We start from the raw sequence: 14870 nt of genomic DNA on the forward strand, positions 1-14870 counted from the left end.
TGACGCGTCAGCGCCGATAACGCACTCTTACACCCGGAGACTGCAGAGCTCGGCCGACGCGACCCAATGGCGCGCCCTACGGGAATCGAACCCGCGTTTTCGCCGTGACAAGGGCGCAGACATTCGTCCGGGAGCGTCCGACGATGTCCGGCCAACGTTATGATGGATCAGGATTTTCATGAAGATGGCATTGGGCCTGTCCAGCGTTGTGTGGCACCATTCGAGCCCGTCCACGGGACACGCCCTAAGCAGACCTTCGCACGGTGCCGTCAGCCTTTCGCGTTGCGTACTTCGACAGACCGCTTTCCCCGACACGACCAGCCGCCTGTAAAGCCGGACCGCACGACAATCGGCGTCGTCGTATCCCCCGCCATCCTACGGGCCGAGGGTGCGGATGCCATGCGCATCGTGAGGCGACCGTGTGAGCCCTTCGACCCTTGCCTGGCTCTGGTGGGTCAGATGTAGGCTGAAGCGAGAACTGGCGAACCTTCGAGGGCGTGGGCGAGCACTTCCAGTCCGTGCGCGATCTGCTGCCGTGTCGAGGGCCCGCCGAGACAGAGACGTACCGCCTCCGGCGGCGGCCCCGCGACGCAGAACGGATCGCTGCCTATCACGCCAAGCCCGGCCGACCGGCCTTGGCTGGCGAAGGCCGAGCGCGTCCAGCCCTCCGGCAGCGTCATCCAGAGGTGGAAGGCATGCGGATCGGCGGTGTAGGTTCCGGCGGGCAGCAATGCGGACGCAAGACGCTGGCGCGCAGCCGATTCCGCGCGAACGAACTGCACGATGGCCTCCGCCGTGCCATCCATGATCCACCGCGTCGCCAAGGCCATCGAGATCGGCGAGGCCATGACCGTGGCCGTACGCAGTGCGCCGCCCAGCGGCAGGGCGGAGCGGGCGCACGGGGCGACCAGGAAGGCGAGCCGAAGACCGGCGCCCAGGCACTTGGCGAGCCCGGCCACATAGTAGGTGATCTCAGGCGCAAGTTCGGCGAAGCTCGGCGGCGGTGTCGGGCATATACGGGCGTAGGCGTCGTCCTCGATGATGGTGACGGCGTATCGCCGGGCAACCGCGATCACGGCCTCGCGCCGCGTCCGGGACAGGGTCGCGGTGGTCGGGTTCTGCAGCAACGGATTCAGGTAGATGGCCTTCGGGGCCACTCTGGTGCAGGCAGCGGCGAACGCATCGGGGTCGACCCCGTATCGGTCCATGGGCAGATCGACCAGGCGCAGTCGCAAATGCGCGGCGAGCGCACGGATGCCGGGATAGGTGATCCGCTCGGCGCAGATCGTGTCGCCCGCTCGGGCGACCTGGCCCAGTATGCCGAACAGGGCGCTGTGTGCACCGGGGCAGATCAGCAGGCGTTCTCGGGCGGCGACGATTCCGCGGCCTTTCAGCCAGCGTAGAGCCGCCTCCTTATCCTCTTCGGTCCCGCCGAAGCCCTGGTAGCGCAGCAGGTTGGTGAGGTTGCCGGACAGGTCGGCGAACGAGGCTTGCATGCGGGCCTGCAGGGCCGGTGCGTCGGGCTCGGGGGGCAGGTTCATGGTGAAGTCGACCGGGCCGACCCGACGCGCTGCCAGCGCTCCGGTCGACCGGGGCGGGCGAGCCGGATCGATCACGAAGGTCCCCTGGCCGACGCGACCCTCGATCAGTCCACGCTTGTGGGCCTCGACGTAGCCGCGCGAGACGGTCGTGAAGTTCAGGTCGAGCGCCTCGGCGAGTGCGCGCTGGGTGGGAAGACGCGTCCCCGCTGTCAAACGCCCCGTTCGGATATCCTCGGCCAACGCCTCTGCGATGGCGAGGTAGTGAGGCTTGCCCCACCGCTTCAGATCCGGCGTCCAGACCTCCGCGCCACCCGCCTGCGGGTTCCGTCGTTCGTCGCGCTCTGACGGAGTCATTCGTGGCGGCCCAGGTCATGCTGCGATCAATGCTTGATTGTATGGCCTGCAATAGCTGTACCGCGATCGCGTTCTGGCTATCCGATGGGGATCGTCCATACAATGCCTACAATGACTGATCTGAAAACGTGCATTCTTTGGCGCATGCGCGTTCAAACATCGCTCGATAAGCGGGCTCCGAAAATGTTGCGCAGCTTGTCGCATCGATCATATTGATCGCAATATTGTATGGATGTGACTTCGGCGCGTTGTATGGCCCATTGATCAAAGCCCTCTGGCACACCCTTTGCCATGAGCGGACGGAGACCGCTCGAAGTTCAGTCTGGCGCGGTCCAGTCCGTCGAGGAGCGAGATCAATGCCTGCTGTGAACCGCGAGCCACACAAGAAGGGCGATTTCCTGGTCGATTACGAGGAGAAGGTCTTCGAAGACGTCAAGGCCGAGCCAGGCCAGAAGGCCCTGGTCACCTTCCACACCGTCGCGTTCGAGGGCTCCATCGGACTCGTGAACCTGCTCCAGGCCACACGCCTGCAGCGCAAGGGCTTCGAGACCTCCATCCTCCTCTACGGCCCAGGCATCACGCTGGGGGTCCAGCGCGGCTTTCCACGGCTCGGCGACGAGGCCTTTCCGGGTCACCTCAACTTCAACAACCAGCTCGAGAAGTTCATGGCCGAGGGCGGCAAGGTCTACGCCTGCCGGTTCTCGACCCAGGCCCTCTACGGCCACGGTGAGGCTGCCTTCATCGAGGGTATCCGCATGATCAACCCCCTCGACGTTCTCGACTGCATCCTCCTGCACAAGCGCGACAACGCAGTGATCGTCGACACCTGGACCGTCTGACCGGCCCTTGGCCTCCAGTCCGGACCGTCGCATCCGGCGGCCACGCACCGTGGCCGCCGTCACAGCCGGAGGATCTTGATGTCAGACAGCCGGATCGTGCGGGCCGCCGCCGTTCAGATCGCGCCGGATCTCGACCGGCCGGAGGGCACCCTCGAGCGGGTCCTCAATGCCATCGACGAGGCCGCCGCCAAGGGCGCGCGTTTCATGGTCTTCCCAGAGACCTTCGTGCCCTACTACCCCTACTTCTCCTTCGTGCTGCCGCCGGCGATGCAGGGCGCCGAGCATCTGCGCCTCTACGAGCGGGCCGTGACGGTGCCGGGACCGGTCACGCAGGCCGTCTCAGCCGCCGCACGCCGGCATGGGGCGGTCATCGTGCTGGGCATCAACGAGCGTGATCACGGCTCGCTCTACAACGCCCAGCTGATCTTCGATGCCGATGGCAGCCTCAAGCTCAAGCGCCGCAAGATCACGCCGACCTACCATGAGCGCATGATCTGGGGCCAGGGCGACGGTGCCGGCCTCACCGTGGTCGACACGGCGGTGGGCCGTGTCGGCGCCCTGGCGTGCTGGGAGCACTACAACCCGCTCGCCCGCTACGCCCTGATGGCGCGCCACGAGGAGATCCACGCGGCGCAGTTCCCGGGCTCCCTCGTGGGCCAGATCTTCGCCGACCAGATGGAGGTGACGATCCGCCACCACGCCCTGGAGGCGGCCTGCTTCGTGGTCAACGCCACGGGTTGGCTCACCGACGCGCAGGTGGCGCAGGTCTGCCCGGACGAGCGCCTGCGCGGGGCCTGCCGGGGCGGCAACTGCACCGCCATCGTCTCGCCCGAGGGCAAGCACCTCGCCGAGCCGCTGGGCGCCGGCGAGGGCATCCTGATCGCCGACATGGACCTCGCGCTGGTGACCAAGCGCAAGCGGATGATGGACTCGGTCGGCCACTACGCCCGGCCCGAGCTCCTGAGCCTGCTCCACGACGACCGGCCGGCCCCGTTCGTGCACCAGCCCATCCCTTCCCAGACCGATCTCCGGAGCCTCGACCATGAGCCGTTCTCCGCTTCCGACGCACCGTCCCGCGGTTCCACCCCCCATGCCGGTCTTGGTCGGGATGCCGACGGAACGCCTGATCAACGCGTTGCAGTCCTACGGCGTTAGGCTCGCCGACAGCCGCGCCGGGGCGCCGAGCCGCCGCGGCGGAGCCGGGCCGTCGGACCACAAGGCCATGACCATCGCGGGCCGGACCGTGATGGTGCCGGTCCACACCGAGGCCGCCTTCGAGTCGCCCTTCCTGATCCGCCGCCCGGACGCCAACGGGGTCTCGGTGATCGAGCATGACGGCGCGGTGATCGGGCAGGCGACCTTCCCGGGCAAGCCGCGCTTCTACGCGCTCTCGACCTTCGACGGCGTGCCATACGCGAAGATCGCCGTGCTGCACGGGCGGGACGTGCTCGCCACCACCGTGCTCCAGACCTGCATCCGCTACGCGAGCCGCACCAAGACCTGTCAGTTCTGCTCCATCGGCCAATCGCTCGCCGCGGGTCGCACCGTGGCGCGCAAGACGCCCGAACAGCTCGCCGAGGTCGCCCGCGCGGCCGTGCTGCTCGACGGGGTCAAGCACATGGTCATGACGACGGGTACCCCGAACGCGACCGACCGGGGCGCCGCCATCCTCTGCGAGAGCGCCTTCGCGGTCAGAGCCGCTGTCGATCTGCCGATCCAGGCGCAGTGCGAGCCGCCGGACGACGACCGCTGGTTCGAGCGGATGAAGGCGTCCGGCATCGCGGCCCTCGGCATGCACCTGGAGGCGGTCACGCCCGAAATCCGGGCCCGGATCATGCCCGGCAAGGCGAGCATTCCGCTCGAGCGATACTACGCGGCCTTCGAGGCGGCCGTTCCCGTCTTCGGGCGGGGTCAGGTCTCGACCTACATCCTGGCCGGCCTCGGTGACGCGCCGGACGCGATCCTGGCGATGGCCGAGCGCCTGATCGGGATGGGCGTCTACCCGTTCGTGGTGCCGTTCGTGCCGATCTCCGGGACCCCGCTGGAGAGCCACCCGGCGCCCGGCCCCGATGTCATGCACGCCATCCTCAAGCCTCTCGCGGACATGCTGGTCGGCGCGGACCTCCGCGCGACGGACATCAAGGCTGGCTGCGGTCGCTGCGGCGCCTGCTCGGCGCTGTCCACCTACGAGCGCGCGGGGGCGGTCTCGTGATCCTGGAACCCGTGCCGCCGTACTGGCCAAGCCATTTCCGCATCAAGTTCGCCACGAGTTCCTGGGAGCGGAACGCCTGCGCGGCCCTGCGCCGCCAGGTCTTCTGCGCGGAGCAGGGCATCTTCGCGGACGACGACCGCGACGCCATCGACGGGCACGCGATCCCGATCTGTGCCCTCTCGACCCTCGGCGGCGACGCCGACGCCGTCGTCGGGACCGTGCGCATCCACGAAGATCCGGCGCATCGCGGCACGTGGTGGGGTTCCCGGTTGGCTGTCGCCGGAGCGTTCCGCGGGACCGCCGCGCTGGGCGCCGGGCTCATCCAGGTCGCGGTCTCGGCAGCCCACGCGCGCGGCTGCACGCGCTTCCTCGCACATGTGCAGGATCGGAACGTCCCGTTGTTCCAGGCCCTGCACTGGGCAAGCCTCGCCACGATCGACCTGCACGGGCGGCCGCATCACCGGATGCAGGCGGACCTCGCGGCCTACCCGCCGATGCAAGACCCCGAGCACGGGCTCGTCACGTTCCGCAAGGCCGCATGATGACGGCGGGCTTCGACATCCACGCCCTGGCCGGCCAGATCCGCGACGCGCGCGGTGTCGCTCACAAGCGCGACATCGATGCCGTTGTCGCGCGGCTTGGACTGGGCAGCCTGCACGGCGCGGTGCCGGTCGGTGACGATTGTGCCGCCCTCCCGGATGGCGACGGCCACCTGCTGTTCGCCATCGAGGGCTTCCTCGACAGCTTCGTCGCGGCCGATCCGTACTTTGCCGGTTACTGCGGCATCATGGTCAACCTCAGCGACATCGCCGCCATGGGTGGGCGACCGCTCGCGGTGGTCGACGCGCTGTGGAGCCGGGATGCCGCGGCGGCGGACCCGATCCTGGCAGGCCTGTCCGATGCCGCGGCGCTCTACGGCGTCCCGATCGTCGGCGGCCACACCAACACACGCGCTGAAGCCAGCAACCTCGCGGTCGCCGTGCTCGGCCGGGCTGGCCCGCGCCTGCTCACGAGCTTCGAGGCGGCGCCCGGCGACGACCTCGTCGCGGCGATCGACCTGCGCGGACGTTTTCGCGATCCGTACCCGTACTGGGATGCCTCGACCGGCAAGGCGGCCGCGCGCCTGCGCGGTGATCTCGCGCTGCTGCCGGGCCTCGCCGAGGCCGGGCTCTGCCGGGCGGCAAAGGACATCAGCATGGCGGGTGTCGTCGGCACCGCCCTGATGCTGCTGGAATGCTCGAGTGTCGGCGGAGCCATAGACCTCGACGCGATCCCGCGACCGGCCGGTGTGCCGCTCGCCCGCTGGCTCACCGCCTTCCCGAGCTTCGGCTACCTGCTGAGCGTGCGCCCTGACTGCACGCACGACGTCCGGGCGCGGTTCGCCGAACGCGACATCGCGGCCGCCACTGTGGGCAAGCTCGATGCGAGCCGGGTCGCACGGGTACGCGACGCCTCCGGGGGAGAAGCCGAAGTCTGGGACTTCGCGGTCGGCCCGCTGATCGGCTGTGGCCAGATCGGCTATGGCCAGGACGGCCTCGGTGCCGGCCCATGACGGCCCTGCGCATCGCCATTCTGACCCATTCTACCAATCCCCGTGGCGGGGTCGCGCATTGCCTCGCCCTGGCCGAAGCCCTGTGCGCGCTCGGGCATGAGGCGGTGGTCCACGCGCCCGATCCGTCCGGGCGCGGCTTCTTTCGCGCGGCCGCCTGTCCGACGGTATCGGTGGCCGCACAGCCGGTCGCCGGCCCGACGGTCGACCGCGTCCGGGCCCGCATCGACGATTACCTGCGCCACTTCGCGTCGCCCGCCGCCTGTGACTTCGACGTCTTTCACGCCCATTGCGGCATCGGCGGCAATGCGCTCGCGACGCTCAAGCACCGTCGCCTCATCTCGGGCTTCGTGCGCACTGTCCACCACATCGACAGTTTCTCCGACCCGGTGCTCGCGGACTGGCAGGATCGCTCGATCCGCGAGGCCACGCGCCTGCTCTGCGTCAGCCGTGCCTGGGCCGACCGCCTTCAGGAGGACCGCGATACGAAGATCGGTGTCGTCGGAAACGGCGTCGACCTGACGATCTATCGAGAGGCGCCGACCGAAGCCGACGTGATCGTGCGGGAACGCTGGGGCATCGGTGTCGGGCCGATCGTCCTGAGCGTCGGCGGCTTCGAAGCGCGGAAGAACACGGTCGGGATCATCGAGGCTTTTGCAAACGTGCGTCGACGCCACCCGCAGGCGCAACTCGTGGTCGTCGGCGGCGCCTCGCTCCTCGACCACGCCTCCTATGGCGCCCGCTGCCGCGCCGCGCTGCGCGCACATGGGCTTGAGGTCGGGCGCGGCGAGGCGGTGATCGAGACCGGACCGGTCTCCCAGGAGGACATGCCGGCCTTCTACCGTCGAGCGGACGTTCTCGCCTATCCCTCCTGGACGGAGGGCTTCGGGCTCTGCGTGCTGGAGGCGATGGCCTGCGGGACCCCGGCGATCGTCTCGCGCCGGCCGCCCTTCACGGAGTACCTCCGGGCCGACGAGGCCCTCTTCGTCGATCCCGGCGATCCCGGCGACATCGCCCACGCGATGTTGGCCGCCCTGGCACCGACGACGCGCGCAGGCCTGCGCGCTGCCGGCGCGACCCGGGCCACCGCGCATACCTGGCGCGCCTGCGCCGAGCGTCACCGCGCGACCTACGCGTCCTGCGCCCGCGTCCGACGGGAGCCGAGCGATGCCTGAGATGCACCTTCACATCCGCTGGCCCGATGGCCGGCGCGAGGCCTGCTCCTCGCCCTCCCTCGTCGTGACGGCGTTCCTAACTGTGGGCGAGAGCTACGCCCTCGACGACGTCGTCGAGAAGACCCGCACGGCCCTCACCATCGCGAGCGAGCGGGTGCGCGCCAAGTACGGCTTCGCGTGCACGTCGGCGATGGCCCGACTCGCCCGGATCGAGACCGCTGCCACGCGGCAGGATCCCGGTGGCCGCGTCACGGTCGAGACCTTCGAGGCCTGAACCCGGGTCGTCCCCTCGGAACATCGCGGAGTGAGAGCCATGACGTCCACGCCCCGTCACGTCCCCGTCGCCATCGTGGGCGGAGGCCAAGCCGGTCTTTCCGTCAGCTATCACCTCACGCAGCGCGGGATCGACCATCTCGTCTTCGAGAAGCAGACCGCCGCCCACACGTGGTCGAGCCAGCGCTGGGACACGTTCTGCCTCGTCACGCCGAACTGGCAGTGTGACCTGCCGGGGCACCCCTACGATGGGCCGGACCCGGACGGGTTCATGAAGAAGGATGAGATCGTCGCGTACCTGCAAGGCTTCGTGGCCAAGGCGAACCCGCCACTCCGCGAGGGGGTCGCGGTCACACGCGTCACGCGGGCTGAGGACGGTGTCTTCTCGGTCCGCACATCGGACGGAGACTACACGGCCGACGAGATCGTCGTCGCCTCGGGCGGCTATCACACCCCGATCATCCCGCGCATGGCCGAGAAGCTGCCGGGCTCGATCACGCAGATCTGCTCGAACCAGTATCGCAACCCGGCGCAGCTGCCGGAGGGCGAGGTTCTGGTGGTCGGCTCGGGTCAGTCCGGCGCCCAGATCGCCGAGGACCTGCATCTCGCCGGCCGCGCGGTCCATCTCGCGGTGGGCGATGCGCCGCGCTGCGCCCGGTTCTACCGCGGTCGCGACGTCGTCACGTGGCTCGCCGACATGGGCTACTACGCGATGACCGTCGACAACCATCCGCTGCGCGACGGCGTCCGCGACAACACCAACCACTACGTGACCGGCCGCGACGGCGGGCGGGACATCGACCTCCGCCGCTTCGCCACTGAAGGCATGAACCTCTACGGCGTGCTGGAGGATTACGACGACGGCAGCCTCCGCTTCCGCGACAACCTCAAGCGCTCGCTCGACGGCGCCGACCGGACGTACAACAGCATCAACGCTGCGATCGACACGTACATCGCCGAGAACAACGTCGATGCTCCGGTGCAGGCGCATTACACGCCCGTCTGGGAACCCGGCGAGCCCGTCACCAGCCTCGCTCTTGCGGGAACCGGCATCACCGCGATCATCTGGTGCATCGGCTTCACACCGGACTTCCGATGGCTCGACGTGTCGGTGTTCAACGGCGCGGGGAGTCCCAAGCACAAGCGCGGCGTGACGCAGGAGGACGGTGTCTCCTTCATCGGACTGCCCTGGCTGAATACCTGGGGCTCCGGCCGCTTCGGCGCGGTCGGCCGCGATGCCGAGTTCATCGCGCAGGTGATCCAGAGGCGCCTCGGCGCCGAGCGGCGCGCTCTGAAGTTCGCCGTGTAGGCGGGGCGCCCGACGCGTCCGGTCGGGCGGCACCGCTGCCTGCCGCGACCCCTGTTCGAGGCGCGCCTCGCCCGGACCGCGTCTCCGGTGCGGATCAGACCAAGCGCGAAACCCGCCGCCCCGCACAGGCGGGTCGAAGGCGGTCTGTGCGCCTGAGACATCCGGCCTGAGGGGGTTGGCCCGTACCCGTCGAATGCGGCCCGCCGTCCATCGGATGCCTGGCCGAGTGCCATCCGAGGTCCGGGTCACCGCTCTTGCCCGCATCTCCCGGATGTCGACGCCGCACGGGCCTGCGCCGGTACCGTCGACGGGGTCGCCCGCAAGCGTGCCTTCGCCGCAACACGAACGCATATCAACGTCGCCCGCTGATTTTTTACAGTAGACTCAAAGACAAACCATGACACACTCGTAGTCGATATGGAAATACGTACAAATTGATCGCGTTTCCATACAAGCAAGACCCTCCGGTCCAACAACACACGTCATCGATATCTGCGCCGGGGCGTCCCGGCGAACGCGAACGCGCGGCCTGCGTCCGGCAAAAAGGGGATTGAGGATGCTGAACAAGATCACGGCAACGCTCGCGGGCGCTGCGGCGGTTGCGCTGAGCGCGACGGCCGCCTTCGCCCAAGCGACGACCATTCCGGGCGAGCAGGTCGGCCTCGCCGCGGGCGCGCCGTTGCCCGAGGGCCTCTACGCGGTGGACACCTTCGTCTACCGTCGCAGCGATCAGCCGTTCTCCCCCGACACGGCGATCAACGTCCCGTTCCTGCTCTGGTCGACGCCGCTGACCCCGCTCGGCGGCCGTATCGAGGCTCTCGTCGCGCAGCCCACGGTGTTCGCCTTCACTCGCAACGGCGCTGGCCAGCGGAACAAGGACATCTCGATCAACGTCGGCACCCTGCTCGCCGGCATCTGGGCGTTCGACCTCGGCAACAACTTCGGCGTCAGCTTTCTGGGCGGCGTTCACCTGAACGACCTCGATGCCGGCCGCGGTTCTCTCGGGACCGGCTTGGCCGGTACGCCCGTGCTGCCGCAATTCTCTTCGAATACGTACAGGTTCGGCGTCGCCGGCAGCTACACCGGCGACGGCTGGAACATCACCGCCAACCTCACCGGCAACGTCTACGACACGCCCGGACGCTTCGGGGGTCCTGTCGGCGCCGCGATCGGTCCGATCCGCCTCTCGGATGCGATCCTGCTCGATCTGACCGCGACCAAGAAGTTCGGCAACTTCGAGATCGGTCCGATTGCCTACGGCGCCTACAATTTCGACATCAGCCAGTTCAGCGCGGCGAACGGCAATCGCGGCCGTTTCGCGGTCGGCGGCCTCGTCGGCTACGACTTCAAGGTCTTCACCGTTCAGGCTTACGTAGCGCGCGACGTGGTCACGGGGGCCCAGTACACGAACGCCCTCGGCCGGACGCGCGACAATTACTCGACCGACGGCTTCATCCGGTTCATCGTCCCGCTCTACACCCCGCCGGCGCCGGCGCCGGCGGTCGCGCCGCTGGTCCGCAAGGGCTGACGCTTGGCACGCATCCACCGCGGTCCGCATGCGGCCGCGGTGCGCCTGGAATCGAAGTGGAAATCCTTCCCAGGGTCCACGCTTCGAGAGGGGCCGAGCGGCCCGGTCTCAACAGCTCAACCCGCTCGGCCCCGCATGTTCAGACCGATTGTGCAAGGCCGCCGAACCGACCGCGGTCGGAACGGCTATATGAGAATCATCGGTTTCCACGCCCTGGGCTGTCCTGCGTGAGGCCAGGGCGGTGGCGCGCAATCCAAGAAGGGCGGCTGCGCCGTTTGCCCCGCACACCTGACCACCCATGAGTACACGCACCGCTGCGATCTCGGCGCGGTCGCGAGCACGTCCCTCGGGGGCTGCCGCTTCTCGTTCGGCGCCTGGAGTGCGCCCCACGTTCAATGATCGTAAGCCTACCCCGATCCGAAGGTGCCGACCGGTCATTGACTGTTCGCTCCCGGGAAGCGTCGAAGCCGGCTGAGGCCGCTGGCGCGTGTGGATAGGCGGCCGGCCGCTCGTCCGGTGACCCCTCGACGAGGCTGCCATTCCGCGTTCGGCCACGTGATGTCGTCCATGATGCGCGCGTTGCCGGCACGCGGATGGTCTCGAAAGCCGGCAGCGGGTCGAGCCTCGGCCTGAGCTGCGTGGACGGATGACGCCCCCTGGCGCCGCGCGGAACTGGTCCTCCCGGGCCTCGTTGCCGAACCAAATCCCCTTCGACCGCACACGCCGCTCTTCGCTTGAGCATCGATCGAGCCGGTTCGCCGGCCAGACCGGATTTTGGCGTTTCCTCACGCGCAGGCACCGGATCCGACATGGCCGACGCAACCCTCCTCAACCAGATCAAGGACTTCGCGAACCGCGCCGACCCGTACCCGCTGTACGCCCGGCTGCGGCAGACCCCGGTCTCACGCCAGCACGACGTGGGTCAGGGGGACGCGTCGTTGGGCGACGCAGCACGGGGCGTGTGGGTGGCCGCGAGCCACGACGCGGTCATGCGCTTGCAGAACGACCCGCGTCTCAGCGTCGAAACCCAGCCACCGACGAAGCGCCCGTCCACCGGCAACCCGGTCACCGACTACCTGATCAATCCGGTCAAGAACCGGATTACCGACAGCCATCAGCCCTTCCTGTTCCGCGACCCGCCCGCGCACGATCTCCTGCGCGCTGCCACCGTCCATCAGTTCACCCCTGCGCGCGTCCATGCGATGCGCGCGCGCTCGGAGCGTCTGGTCGGCGCGATGCTGGACCGCAAGCGGGACGCGCACGAGATCGACGTTGTGGCCGACCTCGCCTATCCCCTGCCTGTCGCGGTGATCTGCGAGTTGTTCGGCGTACCGGAGGGGGACGCGGCGCGATTCCACGACTGGTCGAGCCAACTCGCCACGGCGGTGGAACCGGGCGTCTCCGTCAGCGAAGAGACGCGCATCGAGAACGCCCGGACCTTCGATGCCATCTCGGATTACCTCGCCGACCTCGTGGCCGAGAAGCGTCGCCGGCCGCGCGACGACCTCCTCTCAGGGCTGGCCAACCACGCCACGCCTGACGGCTACAGGATGGGCGATCTCGATCTAATCTCGACGGCGATCCTGATCCTCGTCGCCGGTCACGAGACCGCGGTGAACCTGATCGGCAACGCGTGGCTCACGCTGATGCGCCACCCGCACGAGTTGGAACGCCTGCGCGCCAATCCGGACCGCGCCCCGCGCGTGATTGAGGAGGTGATGCGCTACGACCCGCCGGTGCAACTCGTCAGCCGCAAGACCCTCAGCGCCATCGACATCGCCGGGACCACGATCCCCGCGGGCGAGGCTCTCGTCCTGATGCTCGCAGCTGGTAATCGCGACCCCGCCGCGTTTCCTGATCCGGATCGGTTTGATCCGGATCGCTCCGGCACCCGCCACCTCGGCTTCGGCGGGGGCCTGCACTACTGCGTCGGCGCTCCCTTGGGCCGGTTTGAGGCTGAGGCAGCCCTGGTTGCACTGGCTCGCCGCCTGGAGGCTCCGCGCCTGATCGAGGATCCTCCGCCCTACCGGCGCCCAGCGACCCTGCGCGGACCCGAGCGTTTGCGAGTGGTGGTCGAGAAGATCCTCTAGCCGGCATCAGCGTCTCACCGGCTGCTCTCAGCCGACCGCTTCGCGCCCATCCCGGTCATTCGAGGCCGGAGGACGATCTCTCAGAAGCGGACATCAAGGCCGCGGTCACCATCCATCGGTTCACTCACGCGGGTGCCCATCCTGCCCACGACGCTGCCGAGTTCGACTCCGGTCGTTTCGGGCAGCACCAAGGTCGCAACGAAGGCTACGGCGTAGGCGCCCAACGCACACACGCCCATCGCCGTCCCCAGCGGAGCCGTCGCTGCTATGAGCCCGACCAGGGTCGGCATCACCGATCCGAACCCGCGGCCGCCACCGAGGCAGAAGCCCTGGGCGTTCCCCCGCAGGCTCGTCTCGAACAACTCGGCGAAGGTCGGCGTCATGCCCGACGCCAGGGCGTTCTGGCAGGCGCCGAGAGCGAAGCTCAGCCCGATCAGGGGGCCGAGGCTCGGCGCGGCGAACACGTACAGGCTGACATTGAGGGCTTGCAGGAGCAGGAACGCGCCGAAGGCCGGCCGGCGGCCGACCCGATCGGCCACCTGGCCGTAGAGGAGGGGACCGACCAGCGAGCCGGCGATGTTGGCGGCGAGATACCCTGCACTGGTCGCGACCGTGAAGCCGAGCGCGGTCCGCAGGTACGTGGGCAACCAGATGATCATCACGTAGTTGCCGCCGAAGATCCCCGTCGACAGGGTCGCGGCCACGAGCGTCGTCCGCCGATACGCAGGCGCGAAGATCCGCAACACGGCATCGAGTCCGCCGGCGCGGCGCGGTGCGGTGGCGCTCTCGGCGTACACGCCGGATTCCGGAACGAACCGGCGGATGAGGAATACCGCCGCGGCCGGGATGAGCCCGATCGCGAAGAACACGCGCCAGCCGAGGTCCTGCGGGAACAGGCTGGCTATGATCGGAAACAGCGCCACGGCGCCCGCGTAGCCGACGGCGTAGCCGCTGCTGACCGCGGAGGCGACGCGCCCGCGCAGGGCGGGCCGCACCACCTCGCTGATCAGGGTGGCCCCGACGGCCGCCTCGCCGCCGTAGCCCATGCCCTGGCCGAAGCGCAGCAGGGCCAGCGGCACGAATCCGGTCGCGAACGCGGCGCCGAAGGTGCAGAGCGCGACCCACAGGATGGTCCCTTGCAGGACCCGGATCCGGCCGATCCGGTCCGCCGCCACGCCGGCGCCCCAGCCTCCCGCCGCCGCGCCCACCAGAGCCGCGGTCGCGAGGTACCCCGCCTCGGGCCGCGTGAGTCCGAGCGTGGCGATCAGGGCCGGGATCACCAGCGCGTAGATGCTGTTGTCCATGGAATCCAGGCCGAAGCCGGCAAAGCACGCCCAGAACGTCCGGCGCTCGGTCGCATCCAGTTGGCCGTACCAGCCCATCGCTGCCGCTCGTGTCCGCACGGGGCCCTCCGGCCGTCTGTTCGGGGTTCCTTCCCGGCGTCGTGCCGCGCACCGCCGTGAGGGGCGCCTCAGCGACCCTCAGGCCGGCCATCGGCCGCCGCCAACAGGGCGCCGTACCCGGGAACGGGCTCGCGCAGGCCCGCGGCGCGAAGCGCGTTCCACATCATGCCCGAGGCCGCGGAGATCACGGGCTTGCCGATGTCGCGTTCCAGCGCGGCCATCGTCGCCAGGGTGGGCATCCCGACGCCGCTGAGCACCAGGGCCTCGGCGTCGGGATGGTCCACGAGGCGGCCGAGGCCGTAGGCCCGCTCCGCGGTCTCGTCGTAGATGTTGCGCACGCCCGGCAGGATGCCGTGATTGACCACGGCGAAGCCGTGCGCCTCGAGCAGCGCCTTGCCCTGCAGGGTCGCCTCCAGCGCGTAGGGCGTGCCGAAGGCGATCGCGTGGATGCCGAGGTGCCGGAGCCCGGCCACGACGCTCCCGAAGGCGGTGATGAAGCGCGTGGCGTAGCGCTGCTCCATCCGCGCGACGAGGGCGGCCTCCTCGGCCTGCCCGAGCGTGTAGCTGGTCGCGGTGTGAGCCAGCACGACGACCTTC

At 69.0% G+C, this 14870-nt stretch carries 12 protein-coding genes and 1 pseudogene; 10 read left to right on the top strand and 3 right to left on the bottom strand.

All coding sequences use genetic code 11. From position 1 onward, the window contains the following. Positions 1 to 455: 455 nt before the first annotated feature. On the bottom strand, positions 456 to 1895 hold the full coding sequence (locus tag MKK75_RS12050) for a PLP-dependent aminotransferase family protein (protein WP_244042806.1): 1440 nt from the start codon (positions 1893 to 1895) through the stop codon (positions 456 to 458). 356 nt (positions 1896 to 2251) lie between these two features. Here MKK75_RS12050 and MKK75_RS12055 point away from each other — a divergent pair, with 356 nt between their 5' ends. From MKK75_RS12055 to MKK75_RS12100, 10 genes are all read left to right on the top strand, one after another. Further along, on the top strand, positions 2252 to 2734 hold the full coding sequence (locus MKK75_RS12055; RefSeq protein ID WP_244042807.1) for an MSMEG_0572/Sll0783 family nitrogen starvation response protein: 483 nt from the start codon (positions 2252 to 2254) through the stop codon (positions 2732 to 2734). Between the two features lie 78 nt (positions 2735 to 2812). After that, positions 2813 to 3889, top strand: coding sequence for a Nit6803 family nitrilase (locus MKK75_RS12060; RefSeq protein WP_244042808.1), 1077 nt, complete (start codon positions 2813 to 2815; stop codon positions 3887 to 3889). Further along, positions 3843 to 4946, top strand: a complete 1104-nt coding sequence (locus MKK75_RS12065; protein ID WP_244042809.1) for an MSMEG_0568 family radical SAM protein — start codon at positions 3843 to 3845, stop codon at positions 4944 to 4946. The genes MKK75_RS12060 and MKK75_RS12065 overlap by 47 nt, the downstream gene beginning before the upstream one ends. Then, complete coding sequence (locus tag MKK75_RS12070) at positions 4943 to 5488, top strand: MSMEG_0567/Sll0786 family nitrogen starvation N-acetyltransferase (RefSeq protein ID WP_244042810.1); 546 nt, start codon at positions 4943 to 4945, stop codon at positions 5486 to 5488. The genes MKK75_RS12065 and MKK75_RS12070 overlap by 4 nt, the downstream gene beginning before the upstream one ends. Beyond that, complete coding sequence (locus MKK75_RS12075; RefSeq protein ID WP_244042819.1) at positions 5488 to 6498, top strand: sll0787 family AIR synthase-like protein; 1011 nt, start codon at positions 5488 to 5490, stop codon at positions 6496 to 6498. Before MKK75_RS12070 ends, MKK75_RS12075 begins: the two co-directional genes overlap by 1 nt. Next, a complete protein-coding gene (locus MKK75_RS12080) occupies positions 6495 to 7670 on the top strand; it encodes an MSMEG_0565 family glycosyltransferase (protein ID WP_244042811.1) in 1176 nt (391 codons plus the stop codon). Before MKK75_RS12075 ends, MKK75_RS12080 begins: the two co-directional genes overlap by 4 nt. Beyond that, a complete protein-coding gene (locus MKK75_RS12085; protein WP_244042812.1) occupies positions 7663 to 7944 on the top strand; it encodes an MSMEG_0570 family nitrogen starvation response protein in 282 nt (93 codons plus the stop codon). Before MKK75_RS12080 ends, MKK75_RS12085 begins: the two co-directional genes overlap by 8 nt. A gap of 39 nt (positions 7945 to 7983) precedes the next feature. After that, positions 7984 to 9252: an MSMEG_0569 family flavin-dependent oxidoreductase gene (locus MKK75_RS12090; RefSeq protein ID WP_244042813.1), complete on the top strand. Its 1269-nt coding sequence runs from the start codon at positions 7984 to 7986 to the stop codon at positions 9250 to 9252. A 556-nt stretch (positions 9253 to 9808) separates the two neighbouring features. Next, complete coding sequence (locus MKK75_RS12095; RefSeq protein WP_244042814.1) at positions 9809 to 10780, top strand: transporter; 972 nt, start codon at positions 9809 to 9811, stop codon at positions 10778 to 10780. 809 nt (positions 10781 to 11589) lie between these two features. Continuing rightward, the gene (locus tag MKK75_RS12100; RefSeq protein WP_244042815.1) at positions 11590 to 12870 is read left to right on the top strand and encodes a cytochrome P450; all 1281 of its coding nucleotides are present in this window, start codon (positions 11590 to 11592) and stop codon (positions 12868 to 12870) included. 80 nt (positions 12871 to 12950) lie between these two features. Here the strand turns inward: MKK75_RS12100 and MKK75_RS12105 are convergent, their stop codons facing one another. Together MKK75_RS12105 and MKK75_RS12110 are read right to left on the bottom strand one after the other, a co-directional pair. After that, a complete protein-coding gene (locus MKK75_RS12105) occupies positions 12951 to 14273 on the bottom strand; it encodes an MFS transporter (RefSeq protein ID WP_244042816.1) in 1323 nt (440 codons plus the stop codon). A 68-nt stretch (positions 14274 to 14341) separates the two neighbouring features. Next, a pseudogene (locus MKK75_RS12110) lies at positions 14342 to 14870 on the bottom strand (hypothetical protein); the annotation flags it as partial.

The organism is Methylobacterium sp. J-030, from assembly GCF_022829545.1.
In the GTDB taxonomy this organism is placed as follows: domain Bacteria; phylum Pseudomonadota; class Alphaproteobacteria; order Rhizobiales; family Beijerinckiaceae; genus Methylobacterium.

Excerpts from the sequence above, each read along its gene's own strand:
- MKK75_RS12050 (WP_244042806.1), bottom strand. The coding sequence starts at position 1,895 with ATGACTCCGTCAGAGCGCGACGAACGACGGAACCCGCAGGCGGGTGGC.
- MKK75_RS12055 (WP_244042807.1), top strand. The coding sequence starts at position 2,252 with ATGCCTGCTGTGAACCGCGAGCCACACAAGAAGGGCGATTTCCTGGTC.
- MKK75_RS12060 (WP_244042808.1), top strand. The coding sequence starts at position 2,813 with ATGTCAGACAGCCGGATCGTGCGGGCCGCCGCCGTTCAGATCGCGCCG.
- MKK75_RS12065 (WP_244042809.1), top strand. The coding sequence starts at position 3,843 with ATGCCGACGGAACGCCTGATCAACGCGTTGCAGTCCTACGGCGTTAGG.
- MKK75_RS12075 (WP_244042819.1), top strand. The coding sequence starts at position 5,488 with ATGACGGCGGGCTTCGACATCCACGCCCTGGCCGGCCAGATCCGCGAC.
- MKK75_RS12080 (WP_244042811.1), top strand. The coding sequence starts at position 6,495 with ATGACGGCCCTGCGCATCGCCATTCTGACCCATTCTACCAATCCCCGT.
- MKK75_RS12085 (WP_244042812.1), top strand. The coding sequence starts at position 7,663 with ATGCCTGAGATGCACCTTCACATCCGCTGGCCCGATGGCCGGCGCGAG.
- MKK75_RS12090 (WP_244042813.1), top strand. The coding sequence starts at position 7,984 with ATGACGTCCACGCCCCGTCACGTCCCCGTCGCCATCGTGGGCGGAGGC.
- MKK75_RS12095 (WP_244042814.1), top strand. The coding sequence starts at position 9,809 with ATGCTGAACAAGATCACGGCAACGCTCGCGGGCGCTGCGGCGGTTGCG.
- MKK75_RS12100 (WP_244042815.1), top strand. The coding sequence starts at position 11,590 with ATGGCCGACGCAACCCTCCTCAACCAGATCAAGGACTTCGCGAACCGC.